The organism is Paraburkholderia sp. J41, assembly GCF_905220235.1.
Lineage (GTDB): Bacteria > Pseudomonadota > Gammaproteobacteria > Burkholderiales > Burkholderiaceae > Paraburkholderia.
Map to the genome: position 1 here is coordinate 44,011 of NZ_CAJMZE010000026.1, position 26,456 is coordinate 70,466.

The window sequence follows — 26,456 nt, forward strand, 5'->3', positions numbered from 1 at the left end:
TCCCTCTGGATGATTGCGACGCCTGCGCTATAGGGCCTCGGGCGGCGTCTGGTACTGAAACAGGTACTGGATCGTCACGACACCGATGCCGCCCTCGGCATCGGCCGCGCGCGGCTCGTCGGTCGGCCCTTCGAGCACGCCCATCAGGCCGTCCGCATCGAAACGCATAACAACCGGATGGGCCAGCTCGAAAATCGAGTCGGAAGCACGATCAGGAGCGGCGTCGCGCACGACGGCCGTGAGCATGAAGATGCATGCGCGCGTCGTGACGCCGATATCTGGCGTCGGCGTGTCACGACCGCGATGCACGACCAGCACGCGCGGCTCATCGCTGCTCACAGCGTCGTAGATTGACCGCTCGACCTTGACGCCTAGCGCCTGCAACTGCGCGTCGGCCGAAAGCGCGTGCATCAGCGCTTCGACATAGGATTCACGGCGGGTCGTCATTTGGCGATCTCCAGATCAGCGAGCACGAAGAAGCCATCGCCGTTGCGGCGGGGCGGCCGGCGCACGCGGTATTGCACGGCGTCGATCGTCAGCATTGAGCCGCGCGCGAGGTCGGGAAGATCGACGGCCTGATATTCGATCTGGTATTCCGCGACCGTAAACTGACCATCGATTTCAAGCTGATCCGGCGTCGAAAACCCGACCTTGACGCCTTCGGGCATGCCCTCGACGTATGCCGTCCTGAGCATCCCGAGTGCGTCGAAGGCGGTCCAGAACACACTGGCGTCGAACACGTCAGGCGCCGGGCAAACGCACGCGAGCGGTCGCACTGTTCGCGGCGACAGGCGCAGCGAGCACACCGAACGCCGTATTGCCGTCGGCGACCGTCGCGATCGTGCCGGCGGCGGTGAGATATGCATCGTCGCCGACAGCGCCTGCGGCGGCCGCGTCGGCCGGGAATTCGAAAACACCGGTAACAGCGTATTCGCCCGGCGCATTGGCTGCGTAGGTGCCGCTCGCAACGGCCGGCAGCTTCGAGTTGCCGAGCGTGACCGGTGCGCCCGAGACGACGGCAGCGGCAAGCGTCGCCGTCAGCGTCTTGCCATGCTGGATAAAGTTGTTCATACAGGGTTCCTGTCGGAAAGGGTTTGCGTGGAATGCATGCCAGTCACACCGGGCGCGACTGCGCCCGGCATGTGCTTACTGCCCCGGATTCTTGTAGAGACCGCGGTAGTCGATTGCCTTCGCCGCGAAGTCGAGACGCGCCTTGACCTTCAGCCCGTCCACGTCGAAGTCGAGCGCCTGCTCGGTGTAAAGACCCTGCTCGCCGTCGAGATAGCAGTATTCGACGGTATCGATCATTGCCGGGTCGGCGACGAGATACCAGCCGGTCGCACTGACCGCATCGAGACGCGCCTCGACGATCGGCGTGAGCGTACCGAAGAAGGGATTCTGGTCGCCCGCCTGATTCGGCGTGTACTGGTTGCTGGTGTACTGGCCAGCGATCGTTTCGAGCGCGGCAGGCACGAGCAGGTAGCTCGGCGCGAGGTTCAGCGCGGTGCCGTCACCCGGCGCCTTCTGCACACGCATCGCCGTGCGGCCAGCCGAAAGCGACGCGATGCTGATCGCTGCCGCCGCGCCGAGGTTGCCGTGCTTGGCATGGAAAATCGCGTTGCCGTCGGACATCGGCGTATTCCCGGTCAAGGCGCCGTAGACCAGATCCAGTTCGAGGTTCGCGGCGGCGCGACCGAAATACAGCGGCACGCGTTCCAGCGCCGAGAGATCGTCGTTGATGATCATCTGACGCGTGAAGGCAACCACCTTGCCGTACGTGCCGAGCTGGATCGTTTCGCCGCCGTCGACCAGCTTGCCGTACTTGTATTCGCCCGATTCGTTGACCTTTTCGAGGTTCAACGCGCCGTCGACCATCACGCGCGTGGCCGCGCGGAAATCGTTGAGCGTGCCCTGACGCGCCCACTGCGAGAACGAGCGCGGCGCCGCGCTGTACGCGTCGCGAAGTGTGCGATTGATGACGTTGCCGAACACGACCGGCAGATCGGACGTCGAGTTGTAGCCACGCTCGCCCATGCCGAGCGCCATGCCAGCCAACTGACGGCGATCAAGACCGCGCGTGTCGACGCCGGCCTCTTCGAGCCCGGTGCGGCAGAACTCGCCGAGCGTCATGCCGCGATACTGACGGCCCGCATCGGTCAGCTCGACGCGCGGATTGATGCGATGCAGGAGCGCGTTCGACATGGCTTCGCGGCGCACGTCCGTTTCGTCCGTAACGGTCCGCACATTCGACTGCGAACGCGTTCGCGCCGCATCCGAGCGCTCAGCGAGCATGCGCAGCAGCTCGGCACGCACTGCATCGACCGTCGCGCCGTTATCGACAAAACGGTCGATCAGCGCCTGCGCGTCGTCCAGCGTGCTGGAGCGAACCGCTACGCGGATCTCCTGAACGCGCTGACGTTCTTCGGCTTGCGCTTGAGCACGAGCACCTTCACCGTTTTCGGGCGGCGTGGCAGGCGCGTGTGCAGCCGGAGCGGCCGGAGTATTCGCTGCGGGGGTGGCGCGGTTCTGGTTGTTTTCATTTTCGTTCGTCGGCATTACTGCTCCTTCGGTTTGCGGCGAGGCGTTGGCCCCGTTGGGTTGATTTCCTGCGCCTCGCTCGACGAATTCGCAGGGATAGAAACGCTGCTGGGCATCCGGCTCACCACGCGTGGTCGAGCCCGCGTCAGCCGGGATTGCGACGAGTGAAACCTCGTAAGGCTCCCAGTCCGTCGCGCGGTAAATCCATTGGTCATTGCCCTCCTGGCCGGGAGGGATCATTTCGACCCGATACGTCCGATAGCCGACAGAGACGTTGCGGAGAATGCCGTCCTGCACGTCCTGAAAATACGGCTCCGCGATGTCGCGCTTCGAGAAGCGCAAAGTTGCCTGGCCGGTTCCCGATGCGCTGTTAAGCGACGCCGACGATACGACGCCGAGCACGCCATCAAGCCCGGCCCACCGGCTGTGGTTGTTGAGCAGCGGCGCGCTACCCGATTCGAGGCGCTGCATGCGTACAGCACCGGGCTGCGTGCTCAACTCCTCGAGATAATTGCGGTCACGCATCCAGTCGTAGCGCAGCACCTGGGCGCCGGTCGTCCACGTCACGTCGACCGTGCGCGAATCGGCATTTACCGACGACACCGGCATATCCCGGCCGAGGATCGGCATCGACGAGCTGGGTTGCTGCGTGCCTTGCGGCGGGTTTGTCTGGGGCATTCGAAGCTCCAATGAAAAACGCCCGACTAGCGGGCGTTTGTGTTTTGAAGTGACGTCTAGTTGACGGTTGTGGTCGGAGGCGCGAACAGGTCAGCGAACGGGTCCGAGTCGATTTCGCTGTCGACTTCGTCAGGATCGTCACCAAGCTCCCGAATGCCCTGATGGCGGCTTTTGAGTCGCGCAACGATCAGCGAGATCAGGCCGTTTGCCTCACGCACCGGATCGATGAACTCAATGCGCTCCGGCGTCCAGCTTTCCTCGGCTGTCGGCTTCGATGTGAGTCCAGACAGATAGGCCGTCATGACGAAGCGCGCGGCGATACGCTCGCAGAGCATCGGGATCATGAGCAACCATTGCCGCTGCTCCATGATCCGCTTGTATTCCATCTTGCCCATCCGGCCGCTCGTGAAATTGACTCGCGAGTAATCGCCGGTGAGCTGCTCGTACGTCGTATTGGTGCCGGCCGCGAGCGCCTGCAACTCGATCGATACGTGATCCTTGTAGCCATCGGTCGCGGCCGGGGCAGCGAAAGTCACGTCCTCGCCCTGCCGCAGATATTCGATCTGACCGGGCGAAAGCGATTCGACGCGCGGGCCATTCGCCGCACCCGTCGCGGTCTGGCGCCCCACCTGAAAACTTTCGTCGCTCGACGTAACAAATGCGGTAAAGCAGGCCTCGATTTTTTTACGAATCAGCTCGGCTTCCTGATATTCATCGAGATCCCGCGCTTTCCAGATCACCGTGGCGAACTCGGGCAAACCGCGTACCGAACCCGGCCGCTTGATTGCGTCGAACAGGTGGATCACATCAGCAGCCGGCACGAAACTGCTGACCATATTGCGCGGCACCGTCGCGATTTCGCCCGGATGCTGGTCGAAGAACCAGTAACCCGTCCGCTGCCCGATCAGGTTGAACTGCACGCCGAGAATCACGAAGCCGCCCGGCACCGGTCCGGTTTTCGTGCTGTCGAGAAAATCGGCTTCGAGCACCTGCAACTGCAAAGGGATGCTCAAGCCGTCCTGCGGAAGCCGCGAGCGGAAGCGGATAAACACTTCACCTGACTCTTCCAGCGCGCGATACGCCTGCGCCTGAATGCCGTACAGATTGAGCAGCCCACCTGCGTCGCATTCCTTGATCCATTGCTTCCAGAGCAACTGCAACGCCGGGTCCTTGAACTTGGCGCGAATGCCCGTACCGACGAGATTTGCCACCTTGACGTTGAGCGCGTGCGAAAGGTACGGATTGTTTCGGATCAGGTCGCGCGACCGGTTGCGCAATGTTGCGAGCGCCGGCCCCAGCTCGGCGTTCGCGCTCGTGCCGGTCGCCTTCCAGCCGATCGCACGTGGGCCGCGCTTCGCACCGTCGAATCCGCGAGCGGAGTCGAGCATCATGCGGGCGCGCATACGCCGCGCGCCCGCCGTCGGCGACACCGCCTCGATCATCCTGTCGAGCAGATTTCGTTTCATCAAAAGCGCTCCATGATCGCGATGCTGGATCGCGGCCGACCATTCGGGTTCTGCGCGGCCAGATCCGCCTTGATCGTGTCGCGCGCGGAAAGCAGCTCGCTCATTTGCCGAAAAGTAACTTTTTTGCCGTTGTATTCGACGGTGAGCGTGCCGCTCGCGATTGCGCGCTCGACGGCGTTGAGATCCTGCGTTGTAAATGCCATTACGATCGCCTTAGCCAGTTGTCACGGCGCGGAACCCACGAATTCGATGCGGGCTGCTGCTGCGGCTGCGCCGCGACGGGTTGAATGGTTGCGCCCGCAACGTCTACAGCGGCCGTGGCGGGCTCCGGCGACTCGGGCAAGGGGGTTGCATCATCTACGGCCTCAGGATCGCCCTGAGTGGCCTCAACGGGTGGCGCAAAAAGATCGCGCGTGCGCGGCTGTACGACCAGCTCCAGCGCGGTCCAGTCTGCGTCCTGATACGTGTTGAGTCGCAGGCGCGGGTGATATGCGCAGGCGAAGTTATAGACCTTCAGGTCGAGCGCTTCGTTACGCTTGCGCAGCTTGTCCCAGCGATCTTTTGCCGGGTTATATGCCTCCGCGCAAAGCTGCTCGAAATACTCGTCTTCGAGGTCTTCAGAGAAGTGCATACGGCGATCAACGACTTCGCGATCTTCGTCAGCCGCAAGCGTGCCGAAAATCCGATCCTTTGCGGTATCGGTGCCGACTGGCCACACCTTCACGCCGCCCTTGATCGTCTTGCCGTTTTTCGTGACATCCTGATCGGTCGGCCTGCCGACGATCGGGCGATGCTTCATTGACGAACCCTTGACAGCAAACACACCGCGATGTGCCCGCGTGCGGCAATAGTCGTATGCGTCCTGCGTCCGGTTGCCGCCGGTGTCCACCGCGCACAGCTCAATGCGCATCGGCACGCCGAAGCTGTTTTCGATTGGCGTGTCGAGAATGCGATCGAGCACCGCCCACGGCTCCGGCGTCGCCGGATCGCCCCGAATCACAATGTGATCGACGGTCCAGTTGCGCATGCCGCGCCCCCAGCCAGATATTTCGACTTCGAGACGATCGCCCTGCGTGTCCACCGAAGCCGTGAGCAGCAACACGCCGAGCGGGATCGAGCGCAACCGGTACGGCTCGGCCCGGCGCTTGATCGCCTCCCACTTCATCTCCGCGCTTTTATCCTCCCAGCATTCCGCAAGCGCGTTGTTCGTGAAGGCGATGCGCTTCTCAATGTCGCTTTCGCCGGCCTCGTAATCGCTCATCAACTCCGACCACGGGCGCCAACCGAGCGGCGCATACAACGCGCTCAGGTGGAAGCTCGCCGTGCGACCATCGCCCGCTGCCGTCGGCATCCAGTACGCGGCCGGATACTGCGATTTCCATGCGTGCTCGGGACTGCCCACGCCACAACCCGGCGCCGTGCAGTAGCACAGCACCGTATCGGGTGCGGATTCGACACGCCTGAAATTCGCCCAATCGAAATACTGCGCCGCGCCACACTCGGGGCACGGCACGAAATACCGCCGCTGGTCGCCAGCCTCGTAGAGCTTCTCGATCTGCGAACGCCGCTTGATCGTCGGCGTGCTGTTCGCGAAGATTTTCGCGCGCCGCCCAAAGTTACTTGTCCGGTTCTTCGCGAGATCGATCGGGTTGCCCTGCCCGTCGACGTTAAGCTCGTATTCATCGACTTCTTCGAGCAGCACGTAGCGTACGGTCGTCGATTTCAGTCGGCCCGCACGCGTGGCGCTGACGAGATTCATGATCCCGCCGGGAAAGCGCTTGCGAAGCTTGGTATTCGCACTGCCCTTGCGATTGGCGTCCTTTACGCGCCGGCGCAATTCTTTCGTGGACAACCGCATCGGCTCGAAGCGGTCCATCTCCCACTTCTCGGCATCGTCCTTTGTCGCGAACACGGCGAGAATGTTGCCGGCCGCACTGGTGATATTGCGGCCAATGAAGTTTTCGCCGAGCGCCGAGCCACCTAACTGGTGCCCTTTCTGGAGACCGACGACAGTGACCCAGCTATTCACAAACGGGCGCGTGTCGTGATGGTCGTATCGCGTGACCGTGCTCTCATGGCCGGACAGCGCATCCATGATCCCGACGAGATACGGCGTGCGCGAGTTACGCCACTTGCCCGGCTCCGGGCTGCTCTCGGGCAGGACGCGGTGATTCTCGGACCACTCTGCGATGCCGATGCGCTTGTCAGGCCGGATCGCCTCCCCGATCGTCTTCAGAAAGCTGTCGATCGCTCCCATCGTCTTCGTCCGTTTCTTCTTCGTGCATCAGTCTGGTGACGTCGATCGACGACAGTGCCCGCGCCAACTCGTCTTCGAGCATCGACTCGATACGGTGCGGGTCGCCCTCGGCCGCGAGCAGATCCTTGATGCGTACGGGCACGTTCATGATGCTGTCGCGCAGCGTGCGAAACGCCGTGAATGCGGCGCGGGTTGCGTCGGCGAGCGCGAGCAGGTTGCCGAGGTCGCGTTCAAGCTCCATCGACTCGCGCCGCGCCCGCGTGGTCTCGCGCTCGGCCCGAGCTGCGCGATACGCCGACATATGCGGGTCGTTTGATTTCGCGGCAGCGGGAAAGTCGTCTTCGCCGTCAGCCGGAGGAAGCGTGGACTCGGATTCAAGCGCCCGCGTCGGGCGCGAAAGGTCGGTAAATGAACGGCGGCTTTCGTCGGTGTTGCGACGCCATGCCGCTTCGGCAATTGCGGCGTCGATCTTGCCGTTCGCGTTCAACTCGATGCGGTTCGATTTGATCGCTTTCTGCACCGCGTTGAGCGCAACGCCCATGTGGCGGGCAAAGGCCCGCTGACTCATTTCGGCCATCTGACCACCCTTGACCACCCAAAATGACCACCTGACCACCCAAGTGACCACCCTGAAAAAGCTTTGACATCGCGTGTTGAACGTGGCTCGAATTACCCGCAGTCACAGGGGTCCAGGAAGGACCCGCGCAAATGCGAATGGCTCTCATTTGAGCGGCTCGACCGTTCAAGCTGCTTCCGATTCGAGCTATTGCACGGTGAATTCGATAGGAACCCACTAACGTCGCGTGGCGAGCGCCATCGCGAGTGCGGCCTGCAGCTCGGTCGGCAGCGTCGCTTCGGTCGTTGCGTTCGCCACGTCGTAGAACGGAAAGCGCTTCGAGTAGCTCGGCGCACGAACGAACATCAGGATCGGACGCACCGCATAGCCCTGCGCGAACTGGTACCGCGCCCACACACCGAGCGGCAACTTGCCGCCACCCGGTCGGCCAACGAAGTAGCGAACGTCTGTCGAAGGGTTGCGCCGCTTGCGACGCCGCGACACGGACGTTTCGTTCTGCGCGCTATCGCGCGACGCCTGCAACTGCGCAAGGATCTGCGAATACTGGCCACGGCTGAAGTTGCCGTACTGATCCAGCTTCGCACCGCTGCCTGGCACCGTGAACATGTCGGACGGCAACAGGCCGCGCGCGCGCAGCAACGACTCGATCCGCTTCACATTTCGCGCACCACCGTCCACCTGAGGCGCAAGGTACTTTGTCGCGGGCGTGCCCTTGAACGATTCATCCTTGTAGCTGACTTGGGCGACCAGCTTCGTTTTCGTAGCAGCCTTGAGTCGCAGCGCATTGAGCGTGTACGGCGTGGGCCGATCGAACACGTCGCGCATTGTTTTCTGCTCGACCGCGATCACGGCCTTGCCGGTGCGGTTCAATGCAACTGACGCAGCATACGGAATCTGACGCTGTACGTGATCGTCGATCGCCGCTTCGAACTGCGACGTGTCGACCTTCATTGAGAACGAGGGGTTCGCCATACGAGCGTCCAATGCAAAAAGCCCGCGAGGCTTTCACCTTGCGGGCTTCGTTATCTCGCGATCGGCTGCTAGACCTTCCCGCGAACCATCAACGAAATGGGAGAATTCTCTCGAAGCATCACCGTGCACTGGCTCTCTACGGCGATAACTTCCCGCCGCTCACCATCGATCTCATGCACGCCAATCATCAATTTCGTTACTTCGTCGCGCCGGCCGGCGATTGGGCATCGAACCGTAAGTCCTGTCCAATTGCGCGAGGCAAGATACCACTTATCGAAAGATTTAAACTTCATGATCGACTGGCGCGGAGATTGGCCCGTACCACCGACAGTCCGGATAGGTTGAAATGCTGTAGTCCGTTTCAGATCCGAGCGTAAGAACGACCAACCCGCGAGAGCCGTTTTCTATCACTTCGACAATTTCGGGTTCGAAGTTTCCATCCTTTAACCAATACACGCCGGGAACTGACGGCGTTTCATTCGACCAGTTCATGATCAGCATTGATGGAATGTGGTGGCTAGGAGTGGGAGCAACACCCGTTTCGTTGGGACGAACGCCCTCCAAACGATTCCCGACAGGCTTTGGCATGTTATTCGTCGCGCCGCTCGCGCGATTCTGTACGACTGCCGGGACAGGGTTGCTCCACGAGTGTGCGGGGCTCACAGCTTCCAGTGACGCAGTAAAGGTTGCATGGCGCGGAGTATAGACAGGATTTTTCTTTGAGTGCAAGCGTTTTCATCGTTGCATCCTTCGGCGCATCGTATCGTTCGCCGCACCATCGAGCGCATCGAGAAGCGCGAGAACCGCGTGAAACTGAGGTTTCCAGCGCGCGTGGTACTGATCGAGCGGAACTGCAAGCGCTCGCGCACGAGCGGCATGATCTTCCGGCCGCTTGCCAGTGCCACGACATACGCCGCAAATTTGCCGACCGCCATGCTTCGACGCGATTTCCATCTCGATGCCGCCGACACCATGACAGCGATCGCAGCGTTCGAAGTCGCGAAACACCATCGGTCCGCGTCCATCGAACCATGCAGCAAACGGAATCATGTACTCATCGGTGCATACGCGCCCGGCGCCGGCGCACTTCGGGCATACGACGCGCTGAATTGTTGCGCCTTTGCCGCGCCCACTAACTCCGCGACCGTCGCACGCGATGCAGACATCGGCAATCCATTCAATGATTGCCTGCCGTGCGAGCCGCTCGACAATATCCGAAGCGAGGCGCTCGATTTTTTTTCCGGTGAGGTTCGCGGTCTTTTCCGCCTCGCGCGTCACGCCCGTAAATTTCGAGCGGTTGAACTTGCCCGGCTCGCGGATTCGTTTCGCGAGCAGCAGCGTCGCACGACTCAGCCCTGCATTTTTCACGTCCTGCCCGTACTTCATGCGCCACAGCAAGCGCCCGAGATCATTCGCGAATGCGAGTGCGCCCAAAGTTACTTGTGGGTCGGCGATCGAATCTGAGAACTGCCCCTGCACATTCATCGCGATACCGGCTTGCTCTTTCAGGTCGATCATCGAGCTACTCCCTTTCGTCCTACTGTCCCAATGTCCCAAGGAAAAGGGGTCGTGACTGCGCGCGGGCGCTTGCGACATGCGCACCCTCGCCCGCACATCGCGCACGTCGCACGCGTCACGCACACACGCACGAGGCGATGCGCTTGGGACGTTGGGACATGGGACGCCTTTCGGCGCGCCGCCGCGAATGCGCTGGCGCGCTGACGAATGCTGACGCGCGCGCCGTGGAATGCGGCGTGAGTGGAATTACAGCGGCGCATCGTCGTCCTCCGTGACTTCGGCAAGCGATGCATCCGGCGCGATCACAGCCATCGGTTCGACAGGCGGCGGCTCGTAATACCACTCGCGTGTACCCTTCGATTCGCGCTTACGAATCCAGCCGAGCGACTTCATTGCCTTGCCGATACGACGCTGCTCAGCCGGCGTCCACTTCGAGATTTCGAGCTTCAGGCACGCGCTGAGGATGTCCTCCATCGTCACGCGCGGCAACGCTTCGCAGTAACGGGCGATCATCGTTTCGTAGATGTCACCCTCATAGCGCGCGTCCTGCTCGGCCGAGAACAGGTGCTTTTCCTCGGGCAGCACCTGCCACGGCGCCGGCAGGATGCCGTCCGCTTCTGCGTTCGCGCGTTCCCATTCGCAGTATTCCGAATACGCTTCCGCCCATATCTGGTCGCGGTTCTGCGCGAGGCCCTTCAGGTCGAGCACGTCGGCCGTGCGCACTGGCCAGTAACGCCGGTTGCCCGATTCGTCCTTCAGGTACGTGTCGAAATTCACCGTGCCGCCGAAAACGCTCTGACGCGGCACGTCGATCGCGCGGCGAGCGTACGGCGGCCGGTAGGTATCGACTGCCGTAGTGAAGAAGCGCTTCGCATTGGACGAATCGGACTTGCTCAGTGCGTCCAGCTCGGCCAGCTCGATCACCCACTTGCCGGCCATCACTGCGAACGAATCCTTGTCACCGATCACGATATTCGCGTCGGTGAACCAGCCCGGCCCGAAAAGCGTACGAAACGCAGCCGACTTGCCCGCGTCCTGCTTGCCTTCGAAAATCAGCACGTTGTCCATCTTGCAGCCGGGCCGCATCACGCGCCCCACCGCTCCGAGCAGCCACTTGTACGAAACGTGCCGCACGTATTCGCTCTCCTGCACGCCGAGCCACGTCGTCAACCATCCACGCAGGCGCGGCTGACGATCCCATTGCAGACCGGCGAGATAATCACGAACCTCGTGGTAGCTGCTGCGCTCGGCGGCGAGAAATACCGCGTCGGCGATCACGTCCGGGCGAGGGCTGAAAGAGTAGTTCTGGCCGAGCCACAGTGCGCAACGCGCATCGTCACGATCGCCCCATTCGCCTTTTTCGCCGCCTTCGAACGGCGGCGCTTTCAGCTTCATGATGCGCAGGGCGAACTTCTCGAAAGCCAGCACGCCCTGCCAGCGCTTGTCGTGCGTCAGGATCGCGAACACGTTGTCGAGACAAGGCAGCAGCGCGTTGGACTTCTCCGCGCGGCGCAACCGCTGTTGCCACGTAAAGTGGCTGTTCTCGCCCTCGACGCCGTTCCATTCCAGCGTGCTCTCATCCGCGTCAGCCGGCAAAGGGGTAGATGCGGATTTGCCGACCAGCGAACGAACGCCGTTGGCACCGGGCGCACTCACCACACCCGCTTTTTCGAGATCGTCGAGCAGATGCGCAGCGCGGTTGAAGCCGATCTTCAGCTCGCGCTGGAGCGCCGAGATTGACACACGCTTGCCCTTGCGAACGCGGGCGAGCGCCTGCTCGTACAATGGGTCCTGACCGCGCTCGACGGCGTGCAGGTGCGGAAATGTGGGGATATCTTCGCTCGCGGGCGCGAGCGCGGCGAGCAACGCGCCTTCGATCTGCGCCTTGACGACGTGCAAGCCTTCCTCGACGTGCAGATCGTTGAAATCGGTCAGCTTGCGCTCGCCGCGCCCCTCGAAGCGCGGCATCGTCACGCTAGCATTACCGACCGCTGCTGCCGCTGCCCTGGCGCGTTTCACGCCCGTGTTTTCGAATGTGCGAACGCGCGCGGAAACGCCCTCGCGCTCGACCACCAGCTCGATATAGGGCACGCCGTTCTCATCACGCTTGCCTGTCGCGCGAACAGAGTATTGCAGCTTCGCGTGCGTGATCTGCGTAGCCTCGGGCGCATCGACAAAGATTTCGCCGTCGAAGCCGTATTCGTCACGCAGATGGTCGCGCATGCGCCGCTCGATAACCCAATCGTCGTCGGCGCAAATGAGAACGTGAATGTCGGGGCACGACTCGCGCAGCGATTGCGATGCCGCGAGAATGCCGCCGGCATCGAAACACACAATGACCGGAATGCGTTCCTCGATCGCCATGCGGATCGAGCGGGCCGTCGCATAGCCTTCGGCGATCATCGCCACCTTGTCGTCAGGCGCGATATCGCCGAGCTGGAGCGCAGTGCCCGCTTTCTCCATGCCCTTGTTGAACAGCTTTGAGCCGGTCGGCGAGATTTTCTGCAAGCCGGCAAGGCGAGCGCCGTCGACGCTATACACGTACATCGGCACGTACAGCGTGCCATCGTCGGAGAAGCGCACGCCCTCGGGCGTGATCTGTTTGCGCTTGAGGTATTCCGATTCGCCCTGCTCAGCTGCGGCGTTCCATTGATCGCGCGCACGATTAGCCGCGAGCTTGGCTTTCTCGCGCGCCTTCGCTGCCGCCGCCTCTTCAGCCCGCTTTTGATGCATACGCGTTTCAGCGAGCGATTCAGGCGAAGCGGCTGCGCCTTCCCATGCGAAGGTCTGAGCGCCATTATCGTCGCCCGACCAATAGCCGAAGGCACCCGTGTAGCCGAGTACCACGCCACCCTGCACGACCTCGTGAATCGAATACCAGTATTTCTTCCCCGGCCCGTACCGATGCGGCCTGCCGTTGTCCGAAACACGCGGATGCCCTTCGGGCAATTTCGGATGACCAGCGGCAATTAGCTGATTCGCAATCTGATCCAGTGTCGCCATTGTTTAACGTCCCGAGGCTTCAAAGATAATGCGCGGAAAAATGACGCCTTCGCGATTGAAATACGAGCGCCACTGACGCCGGCCCGCGCTAAACCGGGCGACGCCGTTCGATTGTTTGGACGCAGAAGGATGCCGCGCACGAAGCGCAGTTGCGGTACTGGACAAAGTCACTTTGAAACCCCGGAAAGTTATTTGCCGCGCAGGCGGCCCCACTCGCTTGCGAGCACACCCTGAAATGTCTGGATCTGCTCTGTTGTCATGTAACCTGCGATGAAATCCGCAAACAAACGCCGCTCCGTTTTCGTGCGCAAGGTCGCGCAGTGAAAGGCGGCGGCTTTTATAAATGCATTGATATGCCCTATGTGTCGCGCGCGAATAAGCAGCATGTCGGGCGGGAAAATCGGGCAAAGGGTGAGCAGATACGGGAACAGATCGTCCGGTGCGTGCTTCGCCAGTCGCTCCATTTCGAAGGTCGCGCATTCGAGCTGGCGATCGAGGTCGCAGCAAAGCCCCGCCCTCGCGCGGAATCTGTTGCAACACGCCATACCGTGTTCGAAGTGCATGCTTAGCGCGCGTGCTGTTTGTTCACGCGTCGCACGGTCGCCATCAGCCGGTCGAGCATGCGCTTACTTCCTCGCGCTGCGGCCTCGATGTCGGCCGCTTCCTGATTTGTGACAACACCGTCTTCCAGCGCCGCCTGGACTTGCTCCGCGACGATGCCGGTATGGCGTGCTAGATCGAGCGTTTGCAAAGCGATTTCGTTGGTCGTGTTGCCGGGCGACGTTGCATCGGCCGGCGTTGCATTCAGCCCGAAGCGCTCGTTAAGCGCAATCAGCGCATCGCGATAGTGCGGCACACGCTTTTCTTCCATCCATTCGGTCAGCAGCTCGAACATTTCCATCGAGAGGCGGTTTTCGCCCTGACCGCGCAGACGCAGGCGCAGGCTTTCGGTGCCAATGTTTCGGCCGCGACGATTCGTGAGAAACGCCGCGGCATCGGCCACACCACCCTGCGTATTGCGAACAGACGTGTAAAGCACGTCCAGCCACTCCGCCTCGCTATATCTGCACGTCATTCGAGCCCCGTTTCTCTTTGTGGACCTGTCTTTTCATTCTGTTTACCCGGCGTGCGCGGCCCTATGATTCAGGCTCAACCACATACCGCTACTGCCATGCTGCAAAAAGAGAGTGTCCGCAGACATGCGACAATGAAATTGGCCCACCAAGCCATCCATCAACCACACGAAAAGGACACCCATGACCGATATCGAAGACCTTCAGATGCGTTCGTTCGCGCATTCCCTTCTGATCGCAGCGCTAATCCGTGCTGCGGGACTGAGCCGTGCCCAGTTGGCTCCGGTCATCGAAAACTGCAAAATCGAACTGCGACGAGTTCCCGACGATGGCACCTTTGCCGAGGCTGCAATTGCTTACATCGAGCAGTTGATCGACAACACCCCCGCTCACTAAAGCGTTTTCAGCGGGAGCCTCCCCCTTGTCGGCGATACCGCCAAAGAAGACCGCCCGGCGCACATTCGCGCGCGATCAGGTTTTTAACCATTTGCTCGAATTCGGCCGTCTCGACTCGCTCCATTACCGAAGCAGGAGGGATAATCCGCAGCTTGCCGTCCTTCGAGAGAGTCCATCCCATACCTTCGAGGCTGGCGATAACTTGGTTGGCGTACAGCCGGTCGATTTCTTCGTTCGCCGCCTGTCGGCGAGGCTCATCCGACTTCCACCTCTCGAGTTCGCGCCGCGCCTTCTCTTCGAACGCCGGCGTGATCAACGACAACACGATTCGCGCATACAGCCGCTTCATTACAAGCCTCCAATCAATGGATATTTCGCAGCGCATCCGAATCGGCGGCGCTCCGATGCGCCTCGATTTCACTTTTCTTATGAGCCGCTTTAGACCGGCACCGGCGTCACCAAAGATAGGCTTCCGTCAAGCAGGTCTGGCCAGATCAAATGCCAATCATCCGGTCGCAACTCTCGACGAGAAACCTCTCCACCCGTCGCCAATTCAATCGCCCAGCACAAAGTTATTGGGACTGGCCGACGGCGATTAGCCCACGCACTTACATCTGAGGCGTGAGCACCGATGGCCCTAGCAAGCCGCACAAGGCGACCGCGTTCGGCAGAGAGGTAAGTTCGAAGGTCCATCGCGAAACTTTAGCGAAACGCGAAACGCTTGTCTATAGCGTTTCGCGCATATACGACTTTAGCGATTTGCTATTGAATTCGGCCCATGAGGGATATTGACGAAATTAGACGGGCCAATCTCCGACTCTTGGCTGAAGAGTACGGAAGCCCCACATCAGCGGCGAACGCGCTGAATATGAGCCTCGCTCAGTTTGCAAACCTTCGCGATGGCGCGAAAGATTCAAAAACGGGCAAAAAGCGCGGCATGCGTAAAGACACAGCCCGCCGCATCGAGTGCGCCGCAAATAAGCCGGAGGGCTGGCTCGATGAGGACCACGGGTCCGCAACGACTAAACCAGCTAGTTCGGCAATGAATAAACCCGAAGGCTGGGAGAGCCTTGATGAATCCGGCCGCCTTCAGGTCGAGGCATTCATTCGTGGCTTGCTTTCTCGTCCGATTGGCAAGACCGACGGTGCGGATGATGATCGCCCACGAGGCGATTGAGTAGAGATTCGCTCAGATGGCCCATGTGGCCTATGGGCTGCAATGAAGAATCACGAAAGCAAAACTCGTGAGTCACGACGGGCCGCTTATCACCAGAATTAAAACCAAAAGCGGCCCTATCCAGATACACATTCCAACGACCATCGACGCGCAGGCCCTCCACCAGCGCGATAGCACCTACCAACGCTGGGTTGCTCGACACAATCACTCGTACCAAATCCCCAGGCTTGCACTTCAAAGTGCAATTCCTTTGCCGTTCCCCACGCATCCGACTCCGCCATTCTTGTAAGTTAATACTGTATAAATATACAGTAGTTGAAACTATTTGTTACACCGCCCTTGCATTTCATGCCCGATGCATTGTTACAAATTTGATGTTGTTGTTTCGCGTTACGCTATATACATATATTTCGCATTTCGCTAAAGTTCGAACCGTTCCAACCTCACTTTTAGCGAAACAGCGATGCGTGAAAACAATCCTCTTAATGTCGACGCAGGTTATGCGGCGCGCAAAGCCTGGCTCAAGCAAGAGCAAAGGCCGCAGGTGCGGCAACACAGCCCGCAAAGCAACTTTGAACAATCGTGGCCGTGCCGCATTGGCCTGCTGTTTGCAGCAATCGTGATCGGCATCAGCGTTTTCTCGCCCGATCCGCAGTTCGAAGCGCACGGCACCCACGCCGCGCACGTCGCAGCCTGACCGTCAGCCAGGGGCAGGCAGTGACCAAGCGAACTTCAATTTCCGACATCGAAATAGCTCGCGAGCATCGCCTCGGCCGCTTTTCCGGCTCCGCCGCTGACGCCATCACAAACCCCGCCATGCGCATCTGTCTCACAAACCTTGCTGAGATGAGGAAGAAGCGCGAGCAGCCAGCCGACGATCAAATCGACGGAAAACGCCGCGCCGCTGGCGATTCGGAGTAACGCCACATGCCACGCATCAAACTCAATACCGCTCCCGAGACGCAGCAAACGCGTCGCGACACGCTCGGGCTGCGCTCTGTCGTTTTCTACGATCCGACGGCACCGCGCCCGACGACGCCGGTAATGGTCGGCAAGCACGTCGTCGGTCGCCGCCCGCTGCTCGGCAGCATCTACACGCTGTACACGATCTTCGACGGCAAAGACATCGTGCGCACGCAGATTTCCGTTCCGTCGGAGGACGACTGCGCATCGGCAATCCGCCGTCATCGCACCAGCCAGGCCGCCTCGATGGCCGAATCGACGATCGCCAAGGCGAAGAAGCGCAGCACGCAACCAAAGCACGCGGAGGTGGCGTAATGCTCGCCTTACTCGTCGCAATCGCGACCTGCGCCACTGCGTGGGCACTCACCAGCGAGCAACCGGCGCGGCGTCGGCATGGCTCGCTAATCGGCCTGGTTAATGCGATTCTTTGGACGATCGCCGGCCTTTATGCCGACAAGGGCGCGGTCGTCGCGGTCGCGATGTTCTGCGCCCTTTGCTTCGCTCGCGCCTATGCGCGCGGGCGGATCGTGGGAGGTGCAGCATGAACGACAAACGCACCAGCCCGCTCGTGCTCGACGCAATGATCGTCACCGGCAACACGAAGGCGGCAGTAAAGGCCGCAGGCGGCGGATCGTCCGACCTATGGACCGTGCCGCCCGAGCACATCCACTATGACCCGCGCGACAACGTGCGCCCGCTCAACAAAGACCGGGTGCGCCAGATCGCCGACCTGATCAAAGCCAACGGCTACGACCGCAAGAAGCCGCTCGGCTGTTTCGTGCGCAAGGTCGGCGGCGAGGATCGTATTTTTGTCTACGAAGGCCAGCATCGTTACCACGGCGCCCTGCTCGCAATCAGCGAAGGCTACGAGATTGACCGCCTCCCGCTTGTGATCGACGAGGCGAAATCCGTCTCGCGAGCAAACCTCATCTATGCCGGCATCATCAACAACGACAGCGAGAAGCTCACACCGTTGCAATTGGCCGAGCAGATCGTCGAGCTGCAAGCGCTCGGCGAAGGCAACAAGGCAATCTGCACGCGGCTGAATATCACCGACCAGACGATTCGCGACTGCCTGTTGCTGGCGAACGCGCCGAACGGCATTCACAAGCTTGTGCGCGATCAGGCAATCACGTCGACGCTCGCGATCGAGCAGATCCGCGCGCACGGCGGCGAGAAAGCGCTTGAGCGCCTCCAGCGCGGCATCGAGGCGGCGAAGGCATCGGGCAAAGCCAAGGCCACGAAGAAGCACGTCGAAGCCGCTTCCGCTGCGCCAGCGGTTTCCGCGCCCAAGAAAATCAGCGAAACGCAGGCAAAGCAACTTTTGCAGGCGCTGCAATCCGTACTGCACGATCCGCTCTTCGGCAAGCTCTCACCGGGCACGATCAAAGGCGTACATCGGGCACTTACACCGCTGACGGATCTACTGGACGTGCCCGCGTCGAAGCGCGAGAAGATGCGTCCGATCGACGTCCCCAACGAGCATGGTTTTTATTCGCACGAGACGATCTCGTCGCCCAAGGGAAAAAGGATTGGCAAAGCGCCGGCTGAGATTCATCTGGCAAGAGTCGCGGACGCCGAATGGATTTATTCGACGGGGCTCGCACTTGGCAATTCGTTTTCGGCGTCGCCGTGCAAGATGCATGCGGACGCCCCCACCTATCCGACACGCGGGAAAGCCATTCGGGCGGCAGTGCAGGACTTGACACGCAAGCTCCAGCATCCGAATTTTCAAAAGGCGAAAGAACTACCGTCCGTCCACGCGTGGCTAGACAAGCTTTACACGGCACCGGACCCCCACTGGACGGAAGAGCTTGCCAACGCCGCCGGAGCCGGCAAATGACCCTGCTCGCGGCTACTTCTACCCCACGTCCGCTGCCGCGTCAGCGGGGCGACGCGGAAAAGCGCCCAAGGCTTTCGCTCGCCGGCGCCGTGCCGGCGCAGCCTGCGAACGTCAAAGGCAACAACGACGGGCTTGCGCCCTCCATCCAGAAGAACGAAGCGCCGCGTGCGCGGCGCAAAGCAATCCAGACGGACGAAGCCCCGTCGGAAACCCGACGCGACAACCTCTCGCGCATCGAGGCGCTCAGCATCGAGATCCGCTCGCTGACGGAGGCCATCGTGCTTGGCGCCGACATCGAGCTGCTCGACCTCATGCGCGACGAGACAGGCAGCTATAGCCGACACAAAGCAGCGCAGGAAGCGCGCACGTGGGCCGAGCAAGGGCGCCTGTCGATCGAGACTGGATTGATGCAACTGGAGCGCGCGATGCGCTCCGCGACCATTCGGGGCTAACCATGCACGAACGACAACTTCGCGCGATTCACGCGCAAGCTTGCGCCGCTGTCGCGCTCGTCGATCGCACCATCACACCGATCGACGAGCAGTTCTGGCCGCTGTACCTCTCGGCGGCGCTCGCGGCCGTCGAGCCGGAAGCGCCGCAAGCCGTCACGCTCTCTGATGAGCAGCGCGTCCGGGTGCGCGACGCAATCGCAGAAGCAATCGGCGGCGACGCTTACGACTGCATGCGCGTCTGGTCAGAGTGGGGCGTTGGCACGATGAGCGCTGATGACTTTCATTGCATCACCGATGACGGAGAGCGGCTAAGCGACATCGCTGATGCTGCGATCAACGCCCTGCTCGCAGCCAATCCCACCGAGCAGCGCATGAGCGATGCGGAACGCGATGTTCTCGCTGAGCGCGCGCGTCAGGTGAACGAGGAAGGCTGGACACCCGAGCATGACGACGCGCATCGACCCCACGAGATGTCTTGCGCGGCCGGATGCTATGCCATGTACACGCTCGCGTACCCGGCCGGCGATCCGCCGCCGCAGTGGCCGTGGCACGCGGCATGGTGGAAGCCAACAACGCATCGCCGCAACTTGATAAAAGCCTGCGCACTGCTCCTTGCCGAGATCGAACGCATCGACCGTGATCCGGGCGACGAATCGATCCATCACCACACTCGTGGGGGCGACCAGGCATGAGCGAAGCGCCCAAGCGAGCCGTGCAGTTTCGAGTCGACATTCAGGCCGACACGCCCCGAGACCTAGCGAACACGTTGTTCAATCTCTCGAACCGGATCGCCGCCGGCGATCTATCCGCGCACTCTGTTTCCGGGGGCTACAACTCTGGTTACGAACATTGGCTGTCGCTTTCCGATCGGCCTACACATGACGAGTACGTCGAGCAGCCCAGTGCTTATCTCGCCGATCGGAGCAACCGTGGCTCAGCATAGCGACCAAGACTACGTCCAGTTCGATCCATTCCAAGGCGACGAGGCTGATATCCGATTGCGGCGCGTCCGACTGGTGCGGGTACGTAAGCCACACCAGTGCCATGTAGGACCGATGCTTTACGGCGAGAGCCACGAGATTCAGCCGGGCGAGCGCGCGCGATACGAAAAAGCGCTCATCGATCACAGCTTTTGGGGCCGCTACTACGCATGCCTGCCATGCCTCGACAAGTGGCTCAGTGATATTTACGGGGATACAAATGAGAACGCCGATTAGCACGCTTCCAGGCCGCTATAAGCCCGTCGTGGTCAACGGCCAAACGCAGCACATGCGCGACAAAGTTGCTTTGAAGGCCGAAGCCATCGAGCTAGTGCGCAGCAACGGTCCGTTGACCAAAACGCAAATCATGATCGAACTGCGAACCGTCTCCCGCTTCGTCGACGGCGTGCTCGCCGAGGCCGAGCGTGCTGGCGAGATCGAGAGCTTTGTTGCCCTCAGCAAGCGCCGTCGCATGGACGAATTCTGGTGCGCCGCCGGCGAAGCGCCACGAAAAAGCGCCGTTCGCTACAACGCCGCCGCCGTACTCGCAGCGATGCAGCGACACGCCCACCACCTTGCAAATGGAGGCCGTGCATGAGCCTGCTGACCCGCGCATACATTCTCGAAAAATTCGGCGTCCGCCTGTCGGTGCCGCAGCTCGCGCAACTGCTCTCGATGGCCGAAGGAACCGTGCGCAACCAGATCAGCGCCGAGATTTTCCCGATCGCGACCTACAAGGAAGGGTCGGGGCGCTTCGCGCCTTACGAGGCTGTCGCAGATTACCTCGACAAGATGTCCGAAGAGGCCCGACAAAAGGCAGCGTGAAATATTGCGGCTACCAACCAAAACAGCTATGGCCGCTCGTCGCGGCCATAGCTTTTATTCAAACTGCACGCCAGGCGTCAAGGACTAGCAGCAGCACTGCCTGTATGAGCGGCAAGGAAGGCATCGACCTTTTCGATGAATACCTCGCAAGCAGGAATAAAATCAGCGGCCCTGTTTTGTGGGAACGCAGCGGTTAAATGATAATCCGCTTCCGTTCGAGTTTTCTTCAGATCAGTCATCACGTATGCGATCGACCTGCCCTTCGACGAATGCGCCTTGTAGCGCTCGGCGAGAGTCTCATGCACACCACGCACCGGGTTCCCACCGTGTAACGTGCAGGCATCTGCGACTTCGAGGGCCCTATGATACGCAGCGTAATATGCACGCGAGGACGACGAGCGCCAATCGCATTCGCAACCACCGACACTCAGTGTCCCGGCAAGCGTCAGTAAATCTTGGACAGAAATGCTCAACGTTTCACCTGAATGAAGTCGCCTTCAAATTGGTACGAGCTTAACGGTCGGCACGCGAACGTAACAAACTCTGGCGCTGGGTCCTCAAAGCTTTCGCACAAGGCTTCAGCGATCACGAAATTCAGTTCTCCACAGCGTTTTGCTGACTCATCAACATAGAACTCATAGCGCATCTCGCCGCCGAGTTGCTTGAGGGACGTCTGCCGTACTGAACAGCCCTGTGCATAGACGGCTGCTGCCGCAACTTCAATCATTTTCATCCTTCGTTCAGGCCCAACGGCATGCTCAGCGGCAATCTCGACCAAATCCGCAATGGACGCCGTAAAGGCCGGATCAAGCCTGAGGTTACGTTTTTCCGCGATCATGAGAACCTCCTCCAATTGAAGCGCCTTCCGCAACGAAACGAGCGCTCCAATCAAGCCGTGTCCCTCGACTCCAGTATTGATGAGCTGTCGCGTCGTCTGCACAACCAGAGACGCCTCACCCATGAGTCCAAACAGCGAACAGGCATTACCAATTACAGCCTCGTCGCCAGAAGCCAGTTTGATGGCCGCCTTAACGGCATCTATGCTTTCCGATCGCTTGCCTTGAAGGAAATTAGCAGCACCGATCGCAAGCCAAGCGAACGCTGGCGCGATCGCTTGCCTTTCCAGCAGCAGCCGTGCCTGACGTTCATGGCGCTTTACGGCCAAAGGGTCGTTCTGGCCGTGAGCGACAAATACAAAGAGATCGTTCAGGCTCTCCATTGCCGCATTTGCGGGCTGATTCACCAATCCATCCCCAATTTAAAGATTTACTTTACCGCCGATACTATCAGAATCGCGAATGCGTCAATTTTTGCCCGGCAACCAGACTGGACCGTTGTCCAGCACACACAAAAGGTCGAATGACTATCCACCTTAACGGCCGCTTGCATCCAAAAAATAGGGGCCTCGTGCAAAATTCGAGTATGGCTACCGGGAGCCCGTAAATGAATGACCCAATTTGCCACGAAGAAGGCGGCCCAATCATGCATCGCCCGCTATGTCGCGGTAACTAGTTTCAGCCGGCCTTTTCTAGCCACATCGGCCGGGTCAAGATTCGTGTACCTTTTCAGGTTGCGCCAGTCTTTGTGTCCCGTCACAGTGGCCACCTCAGGAATCTCCCAGCCTGCCTCAAACAGTGCGCTCGTCGCCTCGTGCCGTAGATCGTGCAGGTGCAGATCGACGATCCCTTTCTCGTCGCACGCCAGCTTGAAATACTTGCTCGCGGTGCCCTTGTTAAAACGGAAAATGTATTCGTTCTTGTGCGGGGGCACCGCCGGATCAGCTGCGCGCTTTTCGGCATAGGCTTCCGGCACCGGATAGCGAGGCTGTCGCATGATGGCCTCATACGAATCGCCGATCAGCGGCACCCATTCGTTGTTACCAATCTTCTGCCTGGGGTGCTTGCGATCGCGCACGAGCGCAAGATGGCGATCGTGGTCGATATCAGCCCAAGTCAGGTTGAACAGTTCGCCGCGACGGAACGCGCACTGCATCGCGATGCGAATCAGGTCCGGTATCGCAGGCTCCCGTTCGGGATGCTCGGCGAACCACTCAAAGATTTTTTCGATCTCCTCGGGCGACGGCCTGCGCTCGCGGCGGGCAGCGGTAGCAATCAGCCGCAGATGGCGAAGGCTGGGGCGTGCCGCCGTGACCGCGTCGGGCACCGTGATGCCGAGCAGTGACGCCATGTGCCGGATAACCGTGCCAAGCTTCGAGATATCCATGTCCACCGTGGCGCCGCCGGCGCCGGCCTTGCGGCGCTTTTGTGCGAAACCGACGATACGCTCCGTGGTGAGTTTCGCGGCAAAGTCACTTTTGAACTCTCCGTCGAGTCGGTCGAGCATGTAATCCTCGTTGGACTTTTCGAGAATCGGCCGCCCCGATTCTTTTCTGGCCTCGCGATACTTGCGGATCATTTCGCCGACTGTCACGGTCGCAGGCTCCACCCCGCCGCCGCGATCGATCTCACTTTCGATCTCGCGCGCCCACATCTCGGCGGCACGCTTTGTCGCAAACGTCTTTGATATACTCTTGCCGCCGCTGCGCCGGACCTGTGCTCGCCAACGGTTGCCGATGGGCAGAATGGATGCCATGTTGAATCCCGTCTGGTAAGGCTGTAGCAGTGTCGCAACGGGACGGCTGCTACAGATAGCAATCTGTAGCAGAATTGTAGCAGTGAAGGCGTTAAACGCTGCGACACAATGGTTCACGGCGCTTCATTTAGGAAGAAGCGAAAATGCCGGAATCGCCCGCTGGATAAGTCGGAAAGCCCGCTTCGCAAGGCTTCCGGTCAATCCAGTGGTTAAGGTCAACTCCCTGTAGTTCAATGGATAGAACAAGTGCCTCCTAAGCGCTAGATGCAGGTTCGATTCCTGCCAGGGGGACCAGCCGCACGAGACCGTGCGGCGCGGGCCATGCGCCTCGCGCAAAACGCCCCGCGCGCCGCCGTTCGCGCTCTCGCGCCTCACGCCCCTCCTCTCCCGCTCCCAGGTTTTCCCATGGACATCAACAAGCAAGTCGCCGCCCTCACCGCTTCCGAACTGCAAACGGCCGGCGCGAGCCAGGCCACCGCAATTGCCGTGAGCGTGCTGCTGCGTCATCTGAATTCGCCCGAACTCGCGCGCCAGTTGAGCGCGGCGTTCGAAAACCATCAGGCCGTCATGCTGCAAACGCCGTGGCCCGAGCAGATGCTGCAATCGTTCGAGGCCACGCGCCGTTTCCTGGAAACGGCCGCGCAGGCGCCCGGCAACGCGCCGCGCGCCGGCCAGGACTAAAAGGAGCCGCCCGAACTGGCCGGAAAACAGGCTGCGCGCCGCTTTCGGTCCGGGTAAGCACCTACTAAATATTTATCTCAAGGTTCGAAAAAAAGTGCCGTAATGGGAGGCATGGACACCCCGCGTCTCCTTCCCGCTGGCTACCTGATGTCGAATCTGATCGACCAGGACATCGCGCACATTCGCCGCGTGATGCCGCTGTCGTTATCGGGCGACCTGGGCGGCCCCATCCTGCCGCCCAGCTATTGGCGCCAGCGTCTGCACCGTCTGCTGGACACCGGCCTCATCAACAAAGGCCAGTTATGCGAGATCGACAGTCTGTTGCTGATCGTCGATCTGCACGAGCTGAACGTCGCCTCGGCCGCCGCGGCCGCGGGCAAAATGGCCGCCATGAGGCGCTCGCCGCAGGTCTGATTCCACCTTGCATCGCGTAACCGCGCCACGGTTCGAGCGCCGGCGCGGCGTAGTTGCGTTCCAAAGCACGTCCGTCGATGGGGATTTCCTGGTGCCGCGGGTCGGGCATCGGTCATAATGTCCGCAAAAATACCCTAACGAGGACTCCGTGCTCACGGCCCACCCGAGAGACCTGCTTCAGCAGGCACGCAAGCGTTTCACGCAGCAGCAGATCGCCGCGCACGTCGGCAAGGACGTCAAGACCGTGCGGCGCTGGGAAAAAGGCGAAACGCCCTGCCCCGCGATGCTCGACGCCGCATTGCGCGAGCTGATGCAAGGCGGCGCGCGCGCGGCCGAAAAGAGCGCGCGGTTTCGCTTCGTCGACCTGTTCGCGGGCATCGGCGGCATTCGCAAGGGGTTCGAGGCGCACGGCGGCGAGTGCGTGTTCACGAGCGAGTGGAACCCGTTCTCGCGCAAGACCTACCTGGAAAACTACGGCGAGGATCATCCGTTCGACGGCGACATCACCGCCGTGGACGCCGCCGCCGTGCCCGACCACGACGTGCTGCTCGCGGGCTTTCCGTGCCAGCCGTTCTCGATCGCGGGCGTGTCCAAGAAGAACGCGCTCGGCCGTCCGCACGGTTTCGCCTGCACGACGCAGGGCACGCTCTTCTTCGATGTCGCGCGCATCGTCGCCGAAAAGCGGCCCGCCGCCTTCCTGCTCGAAAACGTCAAGAACCTGCTCTCGCACGATCACGGCCGCACTTTCGACGTCATCCTGCAAGTGCTGCGCGACGAACTCGGCTACGACGTGCATTACCGCGTGATCGACGGCCGTCATTTCACGCCGCAGCACCGCGAGCGCATCATCATCGTGGGATTTCGCGAGCCGACCGCGTTTTCGTGGGACGCGCTCGCGCTGCCCGAGGACGGCCCGCGTCTCGCGTCCATCCTGCATCGCACCGACGGCAGCGAGCCGCTGCTGCCCTGGGACGGCGAGCGCTTTTTCGATCACGCCGCGCGCCGCGTGCAGCCGAAATACACGCTCACGCCGGGTCTTTGGGCCTATCTCCAGCAATACGCCGAAAAACATCGCGCGGCCGGCAACGGCTTCGGCTTCGGCATGGCGTTTCCCGAAAGCGTCACGCGCACGCTCTCGGCGCGCTATCACAAGGACGGCAGCGAAATCCTCGTGCATCAAGGCGAAGGCGTGCGCCCGCGCCGCCTCACGCCGCGCGAGTGCGCGCGCCTGATGGGATTTCCCGATACCTTCCGCATTCCCGTGAGCGACACGCAGGCATACCGGCAGTTCGGCAACAGCGTCGTCATGCCGGTGATGCGCGAAGTGGCGCGCGCGATGATGCCGCACCTGGACGCGCTGCTGGCCGCGCCGCTGGCAGCGCCGCGCGAGCTGGCCGCCGCCGCCGCCGCGTGAGCGCCGCGCGAGCGAGCATGCGGCTTGCGTCACGCCCCGGCGCGCCGGCGCGTTGATAGCGCGTTGATGGTGCGTTGATGCACGCTAGTTTCATATCGACGGCGCATTGGCGGAGGCTTCGAAAACCCGCGCCGCCTTGAGCCGAACCTCGCCAACCCGGAGGCGACAGACGATGGTCGACGTCGTGGACAGCGCGACGCGCAGCCGCATGATGTCCGGCATTCGCGGGCGCGACACGAAGCCCGAAGTCCTGATCCGCAGCCTGCTGCACCGGCGCGGCTTTCGCTTTCGCCTGCACGTGCGCGAGTTGCCGGGGCGGCCCGACATCGTGCTGCCGCGCCGGCGCGCCGTGGTGTTCGTACACGGCTGCTTCTGGCACGGCCATCGCTGCGCGCTGTTCAAGTGGCCACGAACGCGCCCCGAGTTCTGGCGCGAAAAAATCGCGCGCAACCAGCTCAACGACGCAAAAGCGCTGGCCGCGCTCGCCGCGCAGGGCTGGCGCGTGGCCGTGATCTGGGAATGTGCGTTGCGCGGTGCCCAGCACGATCCGAACGCCGTGGTCGAGCGGCTCGCGGCGTGGCTCGAGGACGAATCGTCGGCATGGTTCGAGGCGCGCTCGTGAGCGTTCGTGCGCGTT

34 protein-coding genes and 1 tRNA gene are annotated in these 26,456 nt (G+C 61.3%); 16 read left to right on the forward strand and 19 right to left on the reverse strand.

Features of this window, described 5'->3' with window-relative positions:
• Positions 1 to 27: 27 nt before the first annotated feature.
• The 13 genes from U5805_RS23235 to U5805_RS23295 all read right to left on the reverse strand — a co-directional run bounded on the left by U5805_RS23235 (position 28) and on the right by U5805_RS23295 (position 14,084).
• Positions 28 to 447: a hypothetical protein gene (locus tag U5805_RS23235; protein WP_322105854.1), complete on the reverse strand. Its 420-nt coding sequence runs from the start codon at positions 445 to 447 to the stop codon at positions 28 to 30.
• The gene (locus U5805_RS23240) at positions 444 to 740 is read right to left on the reverse strand and encodes a hypothetical protein (protein ID WP_322105855.1); all 297 of its coding nucleotides are present in this window, start codon (positions 738 to 740) and stop codon (positions 444 to 446) included. Before U5805_RS23240 ends, U5805_RS23235 begins: the two co-directional genes overlap by 4 nt.
• A 1-nt stretch (position 741) precedes the next feature.
• The gene (locus U5805_RS23245; protein ID WP_322105856.1) at positions 742 to 1,071 is read right to left on the reverse strand and encodes a capsid cement protein; all 330 of its coding nucleotides are present in this window, start codon (positions 1,069 to 1,071) and stop codon (positions 742 to 744) included.
• Between the two features lie 75 nt (positions 1,072 to 1,146).
• Positions 1,147 to 3,216, reverse strand: a complete 2,070-nt coding sequence (locus U5805_RS23250) for a prohead protease/major capsid protein fusion protein (protein ID WP_322105857.1) — start codon at positions 3,214 to 3,216, stop codon at positions 1,147 to 1,149.
• Between the two features lie 56 nt (positions 3,217 to 3,272).
• Positions 3,273 to 4,682, reverse strand: a complete 1,410-nt coding sequence (locus tag U5805_RS23255; protein WP_322105858.1) for a phage portal protein — start codon at positions 4,680 to 4,682, stop codon at positions 3,273 to 3,275.
• Positions 4,682 to 4,885 (reverse strand): phage head-tail joining protein, encoded by a 204-nt coding sequence (locus U5805_RS23260; RefSeq protein WP_322105859.1) that lies wholly within the window; start codon positions 4,883 to 4,885, stop codon positions 4,682 to 4,684. The genes U5805_RS23255 and U5805_RS23260 overlap by 1 nt, the downstream gene beginning before the upstream one ends.
• The gene (locus tag U5805_RS23265; RefSeq protein ID WP_322105860.1) at positions 4,885 to 6,939 is read right to left on the reverse strand and encodes a phage terminase large subunit family protein; all 2,055 of its coding nucleotides are present in this window, start codon (positions 6,937 to 6,939) and stop codon (positions 4,885 to 4,887) included. The genes U5805_RS23260 and U5805_RS23265 overlap by 1 nt, the downstream gene beginning before the upstream one ends.
• The gene (locus U5805_RS23270) at positions 6,887 to 7,534 is read right to left on the reverse strand and encodes a hypothetical protein (RefSeq protein WP_322105861.1); all 648 of its coding nucleotides are present in this window, start codon (positions 7,532 to 7,534) and stop codon (positions 6,887 to 6,889) included. Before U5805_RS23270 ends, U5805_RS23265 begins: the two co-directional genes overlap by 53 nt.
• Before the next feature lie 198 nt (positions 7,535 to 7,732).
• Positions 7,733 to 8,488, reverse strand: a complete 756-nt coding sequence (locus U5805_RS23275) for a hypothetical protein (protein ID WP_322105862.1) — start codon at positions 8,486 to 8,488, stop codon at positions 7,733 to 7,735.
• Positions 8,489 to 9,223: 735 nt separating this feature from the next.
• Positions 9,224 to 10,006 (reverse strand): hypothetical protein, encoded by a 783-nt coding sequence (locus U5805_RS23280; RefSeq protein ID WP_322105863.1) that lies wholly within the window; start codon positions 10,004 to 10,006, stop codon positions 9,224 to 9,226.
• A gap of 246 nt (positions 10,007 to 10,252) precedes the next feature.
• Positions 10,253 to 13,009, reverse strand: a complete 2,757-nt coding sequence (locus U5805_RS23285) for a VapE domain-containing protein (protein WP_322105864.1) — start codon at positions 13,007 to 13,009, stop codon at positions 10,253 to 10,255.
• A gap of 188 nt (positions 13,010 to 13,197) precedes the next feature.
• Complete coding sequence (locus tag U5805_RS23290) at positions 13,198 to 13,572, reverse strand: hypothetical protein (protein ID WP_322105865.1); 375 nt, start codon at positions 13,570 to 13,572, stop codon at positions 13,198 to 13,200.
• 2 nt (positions 13,573 to 13,574) lie between these two features.
• Positions 13,575 to 14,084, reverse strand: coding sequence for a phage regulatory CII family protein (locus U5805_RS23295; RefSeq protein ID WP_322105866.1), 510 nt, complete (start codon positions 14,082 to 14,084; stop codon positions 13,575 to 13,577).
• Positions 14,085 to 14,265: 181 nt separating this feature from the next.
• Between U5805_RS23295 and U5805_RS23300 the strand changes: the two genes are divergently transcribed.
• Positions 14,266 to 14,478, forward strand: coding sequence for a hypothetical protein (locus tag U5805_RS23300; protein ID WP_322105867.1), 213 nt, complete (start codon positions 14,266 to 14,268; stop codon positions 14,476 to 14,478).
• 7 nt (positions 14,479 to 14,485) lie between these two features.
• On the opposite strand, the gene U5805_RS23305 is transcribed toward U5805_RS23300, so the two are convergent.
• Together U5805_RS23305 and U5805_RS23310 are read right to left on the reverse strand one after the other, a co-directional pair.
• Positions 14,486 to 14,827, reverse strand: coding sequence for a hypothetical protein (locus U5805_RS23305; protein WP_322105868.1), 342 nt, complete (start codon positions 14,825 to 14,827; stop codon positions 14,486 to 14,488).
• 89 nt (positions 14,828 to 14,916) lie between these two features.
• On the reverse strand, positions 14,917 to 15,171 hold the full coding sequence (locus U5805_RS23310) for a transcriptional regulator (RefSeq protein WP_322105869.1): 255 nt from the start codon (positions 15,169 to 15,171) through the stop codon (positions 14,917 to 14,919).
• Between the two features lie 85 nt (positions 15,172 to 15,256).
• Here U5805_RS23310 and U5805_RS23315 point away from each other — a divergent pair, with 85 nt between their 5' ends.
• Positions 15,257 to 15,655, forward strand: coding sequence for a hypothetical protein (locus U5805_RS23315; RefSeq protein WP_322105870.1), 399 nt, complete (start codon positions 15,257 to 15,259; stop codon positions 15,653 to 15,655).
• A 463-nt stretch (positions 15,656 to 16,118) separates the two neighbouring features.
• The gene (locus U5805_RS23320; RefSeq protein WP_322105871.1) at positions 16,119 to 16,352 is read left to right on the forward strand and encodes a hypothetical protein; all 234 of its coding nucleotides are present in this window, start codon (positions 16,119 to 16,121) and stop codon (positions 16,350 to 16,352) included.
• A 35-nt stretch (positions 16,353 to 16,387) separates the two neighbouring features.
• Here U5805_RS23320 and U5805_RS23325 read toward each other — a convergent pair whose 3' ends face one another.
• Complete coding sequence (locus U5805_RS23325) at positions 16,388 to 16,582, reverse strand: hypothetical protein (protein WP_322105872.1); 195 nt, start codon at positions 16,580 to 16,582, stop codon at positions 16,388 to 16,390.
• Here U5805_RS23325 and U5805_RS23330 point away from each other — a divergent pair, their 5' ends adjacent.
• From U5805_RS23330 to U5805_RS23365, 8 genes are all read left to right on the forward strand, one after another.
• Positions 16,583 to 16,933 carry a beta-hexosaminidase gene (locus U5805_RS23330; protein ID WP_322105873.1) on the forward strand — a complete coding sequence of 117 codons (351 nt, stop codon included), beginning with the start codon at positions 16,583 to 16,585 and terminating at the stop codon, positions 16,931 to 16,933.
• On the forward strand, positions 16,933 to 17,163 hold the full coding sequence (locus U5805_RS23335) for a hypothetical protein (protein ID WP_322105874.1): 231 nt from the start codon (positions 16,933 to 16,935) through the stop codon (positions 17,161 to 17,163). The genes U5805_RS23330 and U5805_RS23335 overlap by 1 nt, the downstream gene beginning before the upstream one ends.
• Entirely contained in the window at positions 17,160 to 18,461 is a 1,302-nt protein-coding gene (locus tag U5805_RS23340) for a transcriptional regulator (RefSeq protein ID WP_322105875.1), read from the forward strand. Before U5805_RS23335 ends, U5805_RS23340 begins: the two co-directional genes overlap by 4 nt.
• Positions 18,458 to 18,913 (forward strand): hypothetical protein, encoded by a 456-nt coding sequence (locus U5805_RS23345; protein ID WP_322105876.1) that lies wholly within the window; start codon positions 18,458 to 18,460, stop codon positions 18,911 to 18,913. Before U5805_RS23340 ends, U5805_RS23345 begins: the two co-directional genes overlap by 4 nt.
• Positions 18,914 to 18,915: 2 nt before the next feature.
• Positions 18,916 to 19,605 (forward strand): hypothetical protein, encoded by a 690-nt coding sequence (locus U5805_RS23350; protein ID WP_322105877.1) that lies wholly within the window; start codon positions 18,916 to 18,918, stop codon positions 19,603 to 19,605.
• 237 nt (positions 19,606 to 19,842) lie between these two features.
• On the forward strand, positions 19,843 to 20,130 hold the full coding sequence (locus tag U5805_RS23355; protein WP_322105878.1) for a hypothetical protein: 288 nt from the start codon (positions 19,843 to 19,845) through the stop codon (positions 20,128 to 20,130).
• Entirely contained in the window at positions 20,114 to 20,491 is a 378-nt protein-coding gene (locus U5805_RS23360; protein ID WP_322105879.1) for a hypothetical protein, read from the forward strand. Before U5805_RS23355 ends, U5805_RS23360 begins: the two co-directional genes overlap by 17 nt.
• Complete coding sequence (locus U5805_RS23365; RefSeq protein WP_322105880.1) at positions 20,488 to 20,718, forward strand: hypothetical protein; 231 nt, start codon at positions 20,488 to 20,490, stop codon at positions 20,716 to 20,718. The genes U5805_RS23360 and U5805_RS23365 overlap by 4 nt, the downstream gene beginning before the upstream one ends.
• 77 nt (positions 20,719 to 20,795) lie before the next feature.
• On the opposite strand, the gene U5805_RS23370 is transcribed toward U5805_RS23365, so the two are convergent.
• From U5805_RS23370 to U5805_RS23380, 3 genes are all read right to left on the reverse strand, one after another.
• Complete coding sequence (locus tag U5805_RS23370; protein WP_322105881.1) at positions 20,796 to 20,957, reverse strand: hypothetical protein; 162 nt, start codon at positions 20,955 to 20,957, stop codon at positions 20,796 to 20,798.
• Positions 20,958 to 21,187: 230 nt separating this feature from the next.
• Positions 21,188 to 21,961 carry a hypothetical protein gene (locus tag U5805_RS23375; RefSeq protein WP_322105882.1) on the reverse strand — a complete coding sequence of 258 codons (774 nt, stop codon included), beginning with the start codon at positions 21,959 to 21,961 and terminating at the stop codon, positions 21,188 to 21,190.
• A 251-nt stretch (positions 21,962 to 22,212) separates the two neighbouring features.
• The gene (locus U5805_RS23380) at positions 22,213 to 23,310 is read right to left on the reverse strand and encodes a site-specific integrase (RefSeq protein ID WP_322105883.1); all 1,098 of its coding nucleotides are present in this window, start codon (positions 23,308 to 23,310) and stop codon (positions 22,213 to 22,215) included.
• A 219-nt stretch (positions 23,311 to 23,529) separates the two neighbouring features.
• Between U5805_RS23380 and U5805_RS23385 the strand changes: the two genes are divergently transcribed.
• The 5 genes from U5805_RS23385 to U5805_RS23405 all read left to right on the forward strand — a co-directional run bounded on the left by U5805_RS23385 (position 23,530) and on the right by U5805_RS23405 (position 26,441).
• Positions 23,530 to 23,604, forward strand: a tRNA-Arg gene (locus U5805_RS23385).
• Positions 23,605 to 23,715: 111 nt separating this feature from the next.
• On the forward strand, positions 23,716 to 23,991 hold the full coding sequence (locus tag U5805_RS23390; RefSeq protein ID WP_322105884.1) for a hypothetical protein: 276 nt from the start codon (positions 23,716 to 23,718) through the stop codon (positions 23,989 to 23,991).
• 111 nt (positions 23,992 to 24,102) lie between these two features.
• Positions 24,103 to 24,405, forward strand: a complete 303-nt coding sequence (locus U5805_RS23395; RefSeq protein WP_322105885.1) for a hypothetical protein — start codon at positions 24,103 to 24,105, stop codon at positions 24,403 to 24,405.
• 148 nt (positions 24,406 to 24,553) lie between these two features.
• On the forward strand, positions 24,554 to 25,819 hold the full coding sequence (gene dcm, locus U5805_RS23400; protein WP_322105886.1) for a DNA (cytosine-5-)-methyltransferase: 1,266 nt from the start codon (positions 24,554 to 24,556) through the stop codon (positions 25,817 to 25,819).
• 172 nt (positions 25,820 to 25,991) lie between these two features.
• The gene (locus U5805_RS23405; protein WP_322105887.1) at positions 25,992 to 26,441 is read left to right on the forward strand and encodes a very short patch repair endonuclease; all 450 of its coding nucleotides are present in this window, start codon (positions 25,992 to 25,994) and stop codon (positions 26,439 to 26,441) included.
• Positions 26,442 to 26,456 lie beyond the last annotated feature (15 nt).